This window comes from Streptomyces sp. NBC_00299 (assembly GCF_036173045.1).
In the GTDB taxonomy this organism is placed as follows: Bacteria; Actinomycetota; Actinomycetes; order Streptomycetales; family Streptomycetaceae; genus Streptomyces; species Streptomyces machairae.
The window spans coordinates 3,000,557-3,013,515 of sequence record NZ_CP108039.1; the positions used below are offsets into that span (position 1 = coordinate 3,000,557).

8 protein-coding genes are annotated in these 12,959 nt (G+C 65.4%); 3 read left to right on the forward strand and 5 right to left on the reverse strand.

The genetic code is table 11. The annotated features are described in order from the left end of the window. The first annotated feature begins 310 nt into the window (after nucleotides 1–310). Complete coding sequence (locus OHT51_RS13035; protein WP_328879085.1) at nucleotides 311–2,287, forward strand: DNA cytosine methyltransferase; 1,977 nt, start codon at nucleotides 311–313, stop codon at nucleotides 2,285–2,287. Here OHT51_RS13035 and OHT51_RS13040 read toward each other — a convergent pair. After that, the gene (locus tag OHT51_RS13040; protein WP_328879086.1) at nucleotides 2,215–2,736 is read right to left on the reverse strand and encodes a very short patch repair endonuclease; all 522 of its coding nucleotides are present in this window, start codon (nucleotides 2,734–2,736) and stop codon (nucleotides 2,215–2,217) included. The genes OHT51_RS13035 and OHT51_RS13040 overlap by 73 nt on opposite strands. Before the next feature lie 64 nt (nucleotides 2,737–2,800). On the opposite strand from OHT51_RS13040, the gene OHT51_RS13045 reads away from it, so the two are divergent. Continuing rightward, nucleotides 2,801–2,989 carry an AbrB/MazE/SpoVT family DNA-binding domain-containing protein gene (locus tag OHT51_RS13045; RefSeq protein WP_328879087.1) on the forward strand — a complete coding sequence of 63 codons (189 nt, stop codon included), beginning with the start codon at nucleotides 2,801–2,803 and terminating at the stop codon, nucleotides 2,987–2,989. Between the two features lie 31 nt (nucleotides 2,990–3,020). Here the strand turns inward: OHT51_RS13045 and OHT51_RS13050 are convergent, their stop codons facing one another. Genes OHT51_RS13050 through OHT51_RS13065 form a run of 4 tightly spaced genes read right to left on the reverse strand, consistent with a single transcriptional unit; the run spans nucleotide 3,021 to nucleotide 10,348 of the window. Then, nucleotides 3,021–5,039 carry an AIPR family protein gene (locus OHT51_RS13050; RefSeq protein ID WP_328879088.1) on the reverse strand — a complete coding sequence of 673 codons (2,019 nt, stop codon included), beginning with the start codon at nucleotides 5,037–5,039 and terminating at the stop codon, nucleotides 3,021–3,023. Beyond that, nucleotides 5,032–6,039 carry a PD-(D/E)XK motif protein gene (locus OHT51_RS13055; RefSeq protein ID WP_328879089.1) on the reverse strand — a complete coding sequence of 336 codons (1,008 nt, stop codon included), beginning with the start codon at nucleotides 6,037–6,039 and terminating at the stop codon, nucleotides 5,032–5,034. Before OHT51_RS13055 ends, OHT51_RS13050 begins: the two co-directional genes overlap by 8 nt. Beyond that, nucleotides 6,036–8,822 carry a Z1 domain-containing protein gene (locus OHT51_RS13060; protein ID WP_328879090.1) on the reverse strand — a complete coding sequence of 929 codons (2,787 nt, stop codon included), beginning with the start codon at nucleotides 8,820–8,822 and terminating at the stop codon, nucleotides 6,036–6,038. The genes OHT51_RS13055 and OHT51_RS13060 overlap by 4 nt, the downstream gene beginning before the upstream one ends. Nucleotides 8,823–8,872: 50 nt before the next feature. Beyond that, complete coding sequence (locus tag OHT51_RS13065) at nucleotides 8,873–10,348, reverse strand: ATP-binding protein (RefSeq protein ID WP_328879091.1); 1,476 nt, start codon at nucleotides 10,346–10,348, stop codon at nucleotides 8,873–8,875. Nucleotides 10,349–11,179: 831 nt separating this feature from the next. Between OHT51_RS13065 and OHT51_RS13070 the strand changes: the two genes are divergently transcribed. Continuing rightward, nucleotides 11,180–12,940: a DEAD/DEAH box helicase gene (locus OHT51_RS13070; RefSeq protein WP_328879092.1), complete on the forward strand. Its 1,761-nt coding sequence runs from the start codon at nucleotides 11,180–11,182 to the stop codon at nucleotides 12,938–12,940. The last annotated feature ends 19 nt before the right edge of the window (nucleotides 12,941–12,959 follow it).

A 12,959-nucleotide genomic window follows, 5' to 3' on the forward strand; every position in this document is an offset into this window, starting at 1 on the left:
GCACAGTCCTGTGATCGAACGTGTCTTCTAGCTCGGGAATTCGTTGAGCAGGTGGCGTTCGTGGGGCGGAACGGGGCGGTCGCGAGGTGTGGCCCAAGGGCTGTCCTCTAACATGGGGTGGCTCATAGGAGAACACTGCTTCAAGTTAGCGATGAGGCACGGTGAGTGAACCGCAGTGTTCACCAGGCAGGTCACCCGCGTGACAGTCGAGGCTGTACGACGGCGGGGACCGGTCGGAAGCCTTGCCTCCGCAGCGTCGTGCGTGATCTCCTGGAGGTCGTTCAGGTCGACAGGTACGGAGGAGTAGGTCGTGGCGAAGGAGAAGGGGGCAAAAAGCACGTATGGCGTGCCCCTGGAGCGGAGCGACTGCCTCAAACTGGATAAGCACAGGCACCACTGCGAGCCGGATGACTTCAGGAAGTGGGTTCAGTCCGGTTACGGAAAAGATAAACGCCTAGCTGTTGACCTCTTCTCGGGCGCTGGCGGACTGAGCCTGGGCCTTCAGCGGGCTGGGTGGACCACCGCTGCGGCCGTGGACTTCGACGAACGGGCTCGCGAGACACATGCAGCAAACTTCCCGGGAATGAGCCTCTGTGTCGATCTCGGGGACGACGACCAGCGAGGCGAATTCGTCCAGCGAATCCTTGACTCCGGCGCCGAGATCGACCTCGTGGCGGGAGGTCCCCCCTGTCAGCCGTTCAGTCGGGCTGGACGCAGCAAGATCCGGCACTTGGTCGAGTACCACAATCGTGACCCGCACGATCTCCGAAAGGAACTCTGGCGGGCCTATGTCGACGTGGTGGAGCGGCTGCTTCCACGCGCCGTCCTCATGGAGAACGTCCCTGACATGGGGCTCGGCGATGATTTCAGCGTGATCCGCATCATCGAGGCAAAGCTGGAAAGTCTCGGGTACGTGACCCAGGTACGCCTCGTCGACGCGTGGAACTACCGCGTGCCGCAGCACAGGAAGCGTCTGATCCTGCTCGCACGGAGAGACGGTGGCGGCTTCCCGTGGGGTAAGCCGACGAAACAGACCACCCTTCGGGACGCCATCGGCGACCTTCCTGCACTCAATCCGCAGCCTTTGGAACCAGTAGGCACCCGAGTTGGCGACTATGACGAGCAACAGGAGCCGAAACTCTCCTCCTTCGCCAAGGAGATGCGCAAAAGGGCGGATAAGGGTGTAATTCATGACCACATGACGCGGCGGGTCCGTAAGGACGACTTCAGGATCTTCACGGTCATGGATTCCAAAACCCTCTACTCCGAGCTTGACGAGAAGCTGGAAGACGACGAGAAGGAATTCCAGAGGTACGACGCGGAGCAGTTCACCGACAAGTACAAGAAGCTGGACTGGAACGAGTTGAGCCGCACCATCACTGCGCACATCGCCAAGGACGGTTACTGGTATATCCATCCTGAAGAGCCGCGTACGCTGACCGTACGTGAAGCTGCGAGGATCCAGACCTTCCCGGACCGCTTTCGGTTCGCAGGTACGCGGAGCGACGCCTTCCGGCAGATCGGCAACGCGGTTCCCCCGTTGTTGGGTGAAGCCGCGGCCCGGGTTCTCCTGCCGCAGGATGTTCCCGCGGAGAGCGAGGCCGCGGACAAGTGGCCGAAGGTACGTGAGGAGCTGACCCGCTGGGCCAAGGAGCAGCGCGCGGGTAAGCAGTGGTACCAGTTCCCCAATGGCCGGAAGATGAAGCCGCTCGGGGCCCTCGTCATGGCGGTGCTCTCGGGAAGCAAGCTGCACCCGAAGCAACTCGCCAACGTGATGGACGATGTCGCTGGCCACAAGGAGCTGACACGGGACGTCTACCTCGCGCTCCTGAACGCGGCGTCGACAGCAGCACTCCGCAAGCGGTTGGAAGACCGACTCGGTCCGGTCGTCGACCGCCCCGAGGTCTGGGTGAACGCGGATTCTGTTCTTGATCACAGCAAGGTGATGGGGCTCAAGCCGGCTGAGCTCGCGTTGTTCAGGCTGCTGGCTGGCGGCGACATAATGCTGGTCAGCCAGAGTGCGTTGCGGGTGGCTGCGAGGGTGCAGCAGAACGAGTCGCACCTGACCAACCGACTGACCGAGGGGCGACTCAACCTCATCAAGCTTCTCGGCGCTGGCCGTGATGCACCCGTGCGCATGGCCGCCATCAGGTTCATCGGCGAGAACCTGTGTCGGGAGAAGCAGCCTGTATGTGGAAGCTGCCCGCTGAGCGACTACTGTCCGACCCGTCCGCAGGAGGATGAGGGAGCCGAAGCCACCTTCGATGTTGCGCTGACCGCAGGCTGACAGGGCTCCCCAGTTGGAACAGGGACGCCGTGGTGTGCGGCGTCGGCGATGCGCTGGGCGGCCCGCCCGGCGTCAGCCTTGACCTCACACTCCCAGACACGCACCACGGTCCATCCGGTGTCTGTTGCCGCTTGGGTGTTCCTGGCGTCCCTCTCCATATTGGCCGTGATCTTGGCCTCCCAGCGCGAGGCGTTCGGCCCGCGGAAGTGCCGTGTGCCGTGGGAGGGGCAGCCGTGCCAGAAGCAGCCGTCGACGAAGACCGCGACGGAGTGCCGGGGCAGTACGAAGTCGGCCGTGCAGCGAGGAGCGACCTTACGGTGCAGCCGAAAGCGGAGCCCGAGGGCGTGAACGGCGCTCCTGAGGGTCTTTTCCGGTTCGGTGTCCCGTATACGGCGGCCTTGGAGCTGTGCACTCCAGGGCGTGCTCACCCATCCTTCGTTTGTGCTCACGAGGCCATGCTTTCACCTCGGGCGGCCACGCCGTGGGCGTGCTCCGGGTGGCAGACTGACCCAGATGATCCGAGAACCCGCAGAACTCGACGTCGACGAGGCAGGCCGTGTGGAGATCCCGCTCGGGATCCTCGCCGAAGCAGGCATCAGCCCGGGCACCAGGTTGCTGGTATTCAGTGACGGGGACGGGCGCATCGTGCTGAGGCGTGCAGAAGACGCGATCAACGACCTGCTGGGCGAGGGAACCCTGTAGCGGCAGACCCGGTTCTCCGGGCCTGCCGCCCTCACGCCGTCTCGTGGTCCAGGCTGACCGGCACGGGGTGGAATCCATGCCGCAGGGCCTCTTCGTAGACCTCCATCGCCTGCCTGGCCTGGGCCCCGGTGACTCGTCGCCCCTGTGACAGACGCTGCGCGACACGGTCGGCCAGCTGTCTGTCGACGGAGCGCAGGACCCGTCCTTCGCGGGCCCAGTCCGCGAGAGCCCGCCACTCCTCGCTGGGGATGTCCTCGACAGCGGCTTCGGCCTCGTCGGACTCGGTGCTCTCGGGGGAGGCGATCTCGAACGGCTCGGCTGTGAGCTCGGCGGCCAGTGCGTCGGGGAGCGTCCACGGGATGCGGGACACCTCGTCCCAGCAGTCGGGCTTCTTCGCCCACTCCGACACGTGCCGGTCGCCGGAGATCACCGTCTCCATGATCAGAGGAGTGAGCTCGTCGAGGGCGTCCCTCAGAGCGTCCGTGGTGCCCTGCTCGTTCCAGATCCTGTCGAGGTCGATCCGCTTCTCAGCGGCGAGTGAGAGCCGGGCGACCGTGTAGGTCGTGATCAGCCGTTTGTGGCTGCCGGCCGAGTGCATACGGGCAATGCGGTCGGCGGCCTGGAAGAGGAGGGCGGTGGCGATGGCGCGCTTGCAGTACTGCACGTCCACGACGGGGTCGGACTTCTCGATCCGCTCCATGAAGTGGGCGAAGTTCTTCTGGGCGCCGCGGCTCACCCAGTAAGGGAGCTGTTCCCAGGAGTGCACGAAGGTGGCCAGGTCGGACTTGCTGAATCTCTGCCGCGTCGGCGTGATCAGCTTGAACTTGCGCTGGGCGGCGCGGGTCTCGTATTCGGCGGACTTGTCGGTGTACTGGCCCCGTGCCCGCTCGTAGAACCATCGCGTCTCCTGACCGCTGCCGTCGGTGGCGGGAGCCCACAGGCTGCGGGAGACACGCTCGAAGGCGACGTGGAACTCGTGGTTCGAGCTGAAGTCGACCAACGTCACCTTGTTCTGGGTGTTGGAGTACTGGGAGATTCTCGGAACGATCTCGGAAAGGTACGCGGGATCGACGATGGTGAGCTTCATCTGCACGTGGACCCCGTCTAGGTCCCGCTTGTCACGGGTCAGGACGTGGTGCAGCGAGGCGGTGGTCTGGCCGCCGTTGACGATCTGGAGGCCGGTCATGCTCCTGATGGCAACGGGACTGCCAGCCTCGTCCGTCTCGAAGTCCACGTCCGAGGCGGTGGCGGTCACACCGTTGTTGTAGGCGAGGAACCGGCCCGGGGCGTTCAGCAGGGTGTCGCGGATGCCCTTGTTCACCGCACCGCGGGTCTGGAGGAAGGACCGGACGTTGAGTTCGAGCAGCCGGGTCCGGTGCTCCTTGTACAGTTCGGCAAGCTGTCGGCCGGGGATGACGGCCAGGACGACCGAGTAGTTCGGCTCGTCGCTGTGCGCCGCCAGGCAGGGAAGGGGACGCTCGAAGGTCACCTTGATGGGCTCGCCGATGCTCCCGGAGGTCTCGTGCCTGTGGAGCCGCGCGAGATCCCAGAGCTCGTAGGTGACGGGGATCCCCTGGAACTCCGTGGGCTCCGGGGCGCTCGTCGTGCTGACCCGGTTACTGAGGAGGAAGAGGCGGATCTTCGGAACGTTCGACAGCGCCTTCTCCACACCGACGCACATGTCGTGCACGTCGGTGTTGTCCTCCTGGTTGGGGCGGATGGCCCCGTGCTTGCCCAGGAAGGCGAACAGTCTGCGGAAGAGCCTGTCGGACTCGGCCTTGGTCAGCTTGCTGCTCAACGGGGTCAGGTTGAAGTCGGTGGTGTAGAGGTCGAGGCTGGACCCGTCCTCGGGCAGGCCGTAGCCGTAGATCTCCAGCCCCCGGGAGGAGTGGTACGCGAGTGCCGCGTCGGTGACGACACCGGCTTCCTCGAGGATCTCGAGTACGTGCTGGGTGAACGTGTTCGGGATCGAGCCGCCCTCGGCGTCCGCCAGCGCCTGGATGTCGGTCACCAGCGCGCGGGAGTACTCGTGGAGGTCGTGCTCAGCCATGGGTTCCTCGGATCAGGTCGACCAGTGCTTCGGCGGTCACGCTGTGGGGGGCCAGGGCCGACACGTCGATGGTGTAGGTGCAGTTACCCACCCCGGGCGGCAATTCGGCCTCGACGATGCGGGGGAAACCCTGCCCGACCGTCCAGAACTCGCCGCGCCGCAGGGTGTAGCGATCGTGGTCGTAGAGGTCCCGCTGGTTCGGCAGGTAGCCGGCCTGGACCAGTAGGCTCTCGAAGCGCTGGGAGGCGGACGGTGAGGTGAGACGGGCCCGTATCTCGTCCACCAAGACGTTCAGACTCCTGCCGAGCCCCCGCTGCCGGTCGTCGAGGACGAGGTGGGCCAGTGCGAGGGGCGTCGAGTCGGCCGTGTCCAGCTGCCGCTCGCTCGCGATCTGGACCGTCCGGGGGGAGCGGGCCGTGGTCGCCTTCACCTCGACCGCAGCACCGGGCAGCTGGAAGTCCTGGTTCGTCTGCCTCGGTCCGGTCCAAGAGCTGACGGCGGTGAGCTGGTCGAAAGTCGGCAACACGTACTCGAGGAGGAAGTGGAGTTCGCCGAAGAGGCCGCACCGGGCCTGTCGGGACAGTCCGTCGCGCGACACAGAGCGCAGCAGCTGCTGCCACCGGACGTAGCGGCGAACCGCGGCCTCCGCCGCCGTCTCGGTTGTCGGTGCGTCCCGCACCACCTCTGCGATGTCGGAGACGAGCGGGGTGAAGACCTCCGTGAGTTCGTCGTCAGTGAGCATGACCTGGAGCTCGTAGTGGTTACCGGACACCGACGACAGGTTCAGCTGCAGGCCACGGGTGGCCGGCAGTTCGTGGATCTCCTGACGTACGGTGTCGGCGGTCCTGGCGTCGGTGCCGAGCAGCAGCATCCGCCGGAGGGCAGGGTGCGTCACCGACACCTGGATGTCGTGCGGGGAGTCGGGGTGGAGCCGCCGGGTGGACCTGCCCGGGGTCTGCTGGTGGGCCTCCAGCTCCTGCCACACACTCTCGTCGATCACTCTTCGTCCTCGAAGTCGTCGAACTCCATGTCCTGCTTGAACCAGATGTCGTTCACCACGTACTCGGTCTTCAACTGATGGCGGGAGAACGGGAAGCTGATGGCGAACCCGACCAGCGGAGCGACCGGCTCGGGGTTCCCCGACGACTTGGCCACCTCGGCAGGGCTGAGGGGATACAGCAGAAGCAACGGCTGGTCAGGGCGGCGCTGGTGACGCAGAGGCCGACCACGGGGGGTGTCGGGATCGAGCGGTTCGCCCTTCCTGTTGAGCTGGCCCTTCGCGGCTTCCTGCGTGGCCTTTAGCGCACGCTCGTACTGTTCCGGGGTCAGATCGCAGAGCTCGTCGGCAGGGCTGAGGACGCGCTTGATCGTGTAGCGGCCGGGGACGACCTCCGAGGACTTGGAGTGGCTGCGCGTGATGAGGCCGATGGAATGACCCGCGATCTCGTCCGGCGCTCCCTCGGGCAATCGGCTGGCGAGGCGGATTGTCCAGTTGCCCAGCTCGCCCTGCTTGGCGCACTGGCGTACGTACTCTGCGATGAAGGCCGGCCGCACCCGTTGGGCCTGCCGGTCGGTGAGGTAGGAGTCGAGGAAACCCTCGGTGATGTCCGAGGCTGCGATGCCGCTCCAAGTGATGCTTCCGCTCCGCTCGTCCGCCTCCCCCGCGGAGAGCGCGTCGAGGCGCGCTACGAACGACTCGAGGAGTTCGTAGTTGTTGCGAACCGCCTTCTCGGAGAGGTCGAAGATGGTCGTCTCGGGAAGCTCGCCGGAATAGCTGAGGCGGACGCGCGTGCCCTGCCTCATCTTGTTGGAGGCCGTGATGCCGAGGCCGAGCGACGAGGTTCTGACCTTGAGACCGTACTCGCGGGGGGTGAGTCCCACCGCGGCCATCTCCTCGACGTCGCGCCGGAGTTCGTCGGTGGCCGCAGTGATCTCCGCGTACTGGCGCTGCAGCGTACGTGTCGTGTACAGGCGGCACAGGTCTTCGTAGCGGGGACGGTAGCCGAACCAGCGACCCATCTGCAGCAGGGTGTCGTACGTCTTGGAGGCACGCAGGTAGTAGCTGACCGACAGCCCTTCGAGGGTCAGACCGCGGGAGAGCTTCTCGCCGCCTACGGCGATGACCGACAGGCCGGTCTCCCGGCGCTCGTAGTACTGGAGAGCGTCCTTCGCCGCACCGTTGACAGCCATGACGGTGATCTTCCCGAGGGCGGCGTGGAGATGCGGTTCGACGTCCTCCCAGTCGAGCCTGTCCCCGGTCATGTCCTCGGTGCACGGGACGAAGTCCTCATCCCAGAGCTCCCGCAGCTCTTCCTCGAGTTCTTCGCGGGCACTGCTGAACCGGTCTTGGAGAACATCGAAGAGGAGACGCACGTGGGCGTCGATCTGGTCGCGGACCTGCTGCTGCACGGCCGTGAAGCGGGTCACATGCACCAGCATGGAGTTGTGCACGGCGACCTGCCCTCGAGCTCGACGTGCCGCGCAGGTCAGAACGAAGGACCGGATGGCGCGCTGCAGCGACTCCGGCAGGAAGTCGGGAACCCGGTGGTGGGACTTGTGCTTGTCCGGCACCCAGAGGTCTGTGTCCTTGATCTGCCTTATGAGTGGCAGCGGCTCGATGTCCTCCTCGTCGCCGTCGGTCTGCAGACCGAAGACACGCTCGGGACCGAGGTAGTTTGACGGCGCCCGCAGGGTGCGGATGAAACTCTCCGGGAAGAGATCGGGGCCCAGCTCGTCGTGGTCAGTGTCGGGGCTGATGTAGATGTTCGCGAAGGGGGTCGCTGTGTAGCCGACGTAGGACGCCTTCGTGAAGCTGTTGACCAACCGCCTGATGGCCTTGTTGATCGCCGACGGGTTGGTGTCGGGGTCCTTGGAGGTGTTCACCCCGGCGTTGTCAGCTTCGTCGTCGATCACGAACAAGGGGAGGTCGGGAACGACCATCCGGCCGGTCTCCGGGTCCTCCACGCCGTGGTTGTCGATCACCCAGTCCCGCAGGTTGTCGATGATCCGCCGGTTCTTCTTGACCACGAGGACCACCGGAACGCTGCCCACCGGCACGTTCGCGGAGACCGCCGTCTTACGGGCGAAGTCCCCCTTCTCGTGACTGGTGGTGAGCGACGCGGCCTTCAGGCGCTTGTCGTGCGACATCGCGCCGACACCGATATGACGATGCGCGTCGTCGTCCGAGCGGAACTGGTACTGGGTGTCGAACCCAAGGAGCCCCTCGTCGATACGGAGCTGGGTCTGGCTGCGCAGGTCGTTGTGGATCCCGGCGAACACCACGATGAGCCGGTAGCCTGCGTCGGCTGCCTTCGCGGCGAGCCCGATGAACTGCCCTGTCTTGCCGGACTGGACCTGTCCGATCACGAGCCCGGTCCGGCGCCAGGCACCTTCCCGCTGAGGGTCTTCCAGCTCACCGAGAACGTCGTCGGTGCTCTGGTCGAGTCGGCGCACGACCTGCGTCGGGAGCTTGGAGACACTCAGGAGGTAACGCCGGTAACGGTCCCAGAAGTCCCACTTCCGGTCGGCCTTCGCGTCGGCGAGCCAGGGCACGTGGCCCTCGTCGTTCTTCATCGCGGAGGAATCAGCCTGGAACACGGAGGCCCGGGCCTCGAGCACCTTCCGCACCTGGTCCCGCTCCACAGTGATCCCCTGGGCAGCGAGGATGCTGACCGCGGTGTTCACGGCGAAGTCGACCTCGGCCGGCGTTGCCTGCCGGTCGCCAGGCAGGAGCAGCACCGCTGTCTGCTCGGCTTTCTCGAGAGTGTCTTCGGGGGTGCTCACAGCGACCTCCTGTGGCCGGGTCGGTTCGGAGTGGGGGACTTCCAAGTGGGTCAGGAGTTCCAGAAACCTTGTTGTTCGTCGAAGGGAGACATGGAGCTGAGTACTCCGCGGGCGTCCTCAGGGGAGCGGCCCTGGGCCAAGAGCGCTTCGTACACCTGGCGGGCGATGTCGACGGTCTCCGGAGCGGCTGGCCCTGGACCGCCGAAGGGTTCGGGGTCGTCGACCGTGTCCGTCTCGTGGAGCATGCGGAGCGCCGTGACCGGGACCGTCTCCTCAAGGAGGCGGACCATCGAGCGGACGACGTCCGGGTTGCCGTTGTGGTCGTCCATCGCTGCCTTCACCAAGGGGTGCCTTCTGTTGATGCGCAGAACGATCCGGCCGTCGTGACGCTTCACGTTCCAGGCGAACTTCAGGGGGTCACCGTGCGCCCGCGAAACGACCTGACCACGCTGTCGTGCGGAACGGGAGGCCGCCTCGCGCGTGTACCTGGCGATCCTCTCCAGGTGACGACGCAAGGAGACGGGGGGAACCACGCTCGCCTTGCGCACGTCCACGCCCCAGTCGGCGTCGGTCTCCGCCGGTATGTCCACGGCGATCCGCGCGAGGTTGTACTTCTCCTCGCGCCGCAGGCCGCGGATCCCCAGCCAGTCACCGGCCAGGATCAGGCGGTCCCGGCGGTAAACGTAGAACCCCTGCTGTCCCAGCCATCCCCTCTGCCCGGCAGCCGACTCGTACTCGGCCTCCGAGAGACGCTGTGCCGTCGGGAGAATGAAGGGCTCCACGCGCACCGACTGCGATCCCAGCGGCAGGGGCTCCCAGGGGATCCGCTGTACCGACGGGTGCGTGGACAGGAACGGGTCCCACGGGGAGAGATCGGAACCGCGCACCCGGATCCGGCAACGGGCAGGACGCTGCAGGAAACGAGCGAAGACCATCGAGAGGTGGGATTCAGTGCGCTCCGCCTCCGCATAGAACTGGGCCTGCGTCTTCTCGTCGTCGATGGTCACGGCGGTGTTGTGGTAACCGGAGAGCTGCTCCCACAGGACGACGGTCCCGTGCTGCATACTTCCCGCTATTCGACGCAGGAGAGTCGTGGTCGTGTCGCCGGGGTCACGGAGGAGCCGCCACTCCTTGTAGTGCTCCACAACGCCGAGGTCCCACGTCCGAACGTGCCAGGTCCCGTCCCTGACCGTGGCGACAGTGAGCTTGCGGCACTGGGAGAAGGAGGCGGACTTCAGCCCCACACCGAAACGGCCGAGATCCGTGGCACTCCGTTCGGCGGACGGGCCGCGCGCCGCCACCGTCATGGCGGTCACCAGATCGGGCTCCGTCATCCCCCTGCCGTCGTCGGTCACAGCGATCCAGGAACTCTGTCCGTCCCACGTGAAGTCGACGTCGATGTTCTTGGCCTCTGCCGAGACACTGTTGTCCACGAGGTCTGCGACGGCGGCGGGAAGCGAGTAGCCGAGCGAACTGAGCGACGCCACCATGCCAGCAGGGTCGGGAGCGGCGACGTCGAAGTCCATCTTCACGCTCCGTACCCGGTCAGTCCTGTGCGGTCGATTCGTCTGTGTGCTCCGCGGAGCGGCATGTGGCAGGACTTCTCGGGCCTCGAGCGGTGAGTGTGCTGCAACTCGTCCCACGCCAGCCGAAATCCCCCGTTCGGAGCATGGTACCGAAAGGGGCTTGTCCGGCGTAGGTGATCTCTGTGGAGGGCTGTCCCCAGCTCCGCGAGGCACAACACGTACGCACCGCTTGGTTACCTGGGCGGAGGACACGAAGATCCCACGCCTAGATCCGGCCGACCGTTCCGTGCGGAACCACGGCGCGTACGAGTTGCTGACCGGCAGCGGTAATGCCTCGCCGGGGTCGGCATTCCGGGCGGGTTCCAGCACTGCAGCTGCGTCACTGCGGCGCTAGTCGACCGAGCGGACGAGGACGGGCAGGACCGGCAGGCGCATCCTGGCCTTGCGCCGTCGCTGTACTTGATGGTCGAGCTGAGCGACGGATTCGTTCGCGACATCCGGGGAATCGGCTGCCTGGGGACAGGCGAGCTCTCGGAGGTGCGGATCCGGCCCCAGGAGGATCTCGCCAGGGCCACCAGCCTCGTCCAGCGGTGCGTCGAAGGCTGCTGAACAACGCTCGGGGATGAGGTATGGATCCCTGCGCCGCGACGACCACACTCCAGAAGATGAACCGATGCGCCGTTACGGCAGATTGACATAGCATCAGAAGACCTACGCCTGAAACAAGCACTTCCTGGCCGTGAGAGACTTACCCACCCCCCACTGCACTGATTGGCCGTCTGTATGACTAACACGGTCGGCTCTTAGATAGGTCCAGGGAGACAGTGTTCGGTGGAAGCCTTCGGCCAGTTGAGCAAGCAGGACCGCTCCCAAGCGATCCAAGTACTGCGCTGGCGTCTCACCCCGCAGGATCTGCGAAGGGTGATCGAGGATCTCGAGAGCGGAGGGAGATCTCGCTCCAAGAAGTCGGTGGAATGGATCATCGCGGCGGTCGAGAGCGGATCCGGAAGGCCGCGGTCAAAGCTTCCCGAGGACCAGCTTGCCGAGTTCCTGGTCGACAGGTCGGGCTTCGGTCTTCTCGAGTCCCGGACGCTACGGGAACGGCTTGCACTTTCCGCATCGGAGGACGAGCTGGAGACGCTGCACGACTACCGAGGTGCCGAACGCAGCCGTGGTGGGAGCAGAGCCAAAGCCAAGAAGATCGCGGAGCGCACGTGGAAGCCCGGTAAGAGCTGGCCTCGCCACTTCGCACGAGTCCTCGATATCCCACCTGCCTTTGCCGGCCTGCCGGGGAGTACACGGGAGCCGGACACGCTGGAAGTTGCCCCCTTCGTGCCTCTCCGAGACCTGGAGGACTTCCAACAGGACCTCAAGGAGCAGGTGATCGAGGTGCTCTCCGGGGCACCGGGCGCCAACCGTGGTGTTCTGACCCTGCCCACAGGAGCCGGCAAGACAAGGACCGCGGTGGAGAGCCTCATCGAGTGGCGCCTCTCCCAGCCACACCGTCAGACCGTTCTCTGGATCGCCCAGAGCGAGGAGCTGTGCGAGCAGGCGGTCCAGGCGTTCCGTGAGGTGTGGACCGACCTGGGGCACCGCAATGACCAGGTACGGCACACTATGGAGATTGCCCGACTTTGGGGAAGCGCCTCGGTCCCGAGCAACCCCGACATCGTGGTGGCCAGCATCCAGAAGCTTGGCTCGGTTCTTCGAGGCACCAATGACGACACACAACAGGAACTCGAGCTGCTGCGCGAGAACCTGGGTGCGGTGGTTGTGGACGAGGCGCACCGGATGCTGGCCCCCAGCTACAGCGATGTCCTGCGGTTCCTGGGAATCGAACTCGGGCAGAAAGCCCCGGTTCCCGTCATCGGGCTGACAGCCACACCCTTTCGGAGGGTCGACGCCGAGACTCGCCAGCTGGCGGAGAGGTTCCACAGCAAGCTTCTCAGCTCCCGCTCCTTGGGGGACGACATCGTGTCCGAGCTCCGTCGGCGGGACGTCCTGTCACGGCCTGAGCACAAGGTGCTCTCCTATGCCGGTCCCGGGTTCCGGATGGACGACGTCGAAAGCCACCGTGCACATTTCGACCAGTTCAAGGACTTCCACCCTGACTTCCTCCGTAAGATCGGTGAATCGGACGCGAGGAACCGTGCCCTGCTCGAGCAACTGCTCGAACTACCGCCGGACTGCCCGACGCTGTTCTTCGGCTGCACCGTAGAACACTCCATAGCAATGGCTGTTCTGCTGCGACGCGCCGGCCGAGCTGCGGAGGTCGTCACCTCCCATACGCGCAGTGCGACGCGGCGTGCACTCATCGAACAGTTCCGCGACAAACGTCTGTCCGTTCTCTGCAACTACGGCGTCCTCACGACCGGCTTCGACGCACCGGCGGTACGAGCCCTGGTAGTCGGTCGTCCCACCACCAGCCCGGTCCTGTACGAGCAGATGATCGGTCGAGGCATGCGCGGACAGCGATTCGGTGGAACGAAGAGCTGCCTGGTCGTGGACATCGAGGACAACATCCGCTTCAGCGGACAACTAGCGTACGAGCGGTACTCCGACTACTGGTCGAGCAATCAGAGCCGCACGTAGTCCGACGCCACACCGCTTC

Excerpts from the sequence above, each read along its gene's own strand:
- OHT51_RS13050 (WP_328879088.1), bottom strand. The coding sequence starts at position 5,039 with ATGGCTGAGCACGACCTCCACGAGTACTCCCGCGCGCTGGTGACCGAC.
- OHT51_RS13045 (WP_328879087.1), top strand. The coding sequence starts at position 2,801 with ATGATCCGAGAACCCGCAGAACTCGACGTCGACGAGGCAGGCCGTGTG.
- OHT51_RS13065 (WP_328879091.1), bottom strand. The coding sequence starts at position 10,348 with ATGGACTTCGACGTCGCCGCTCCCGACCCTGCTGGCATGGTGGCGTCG.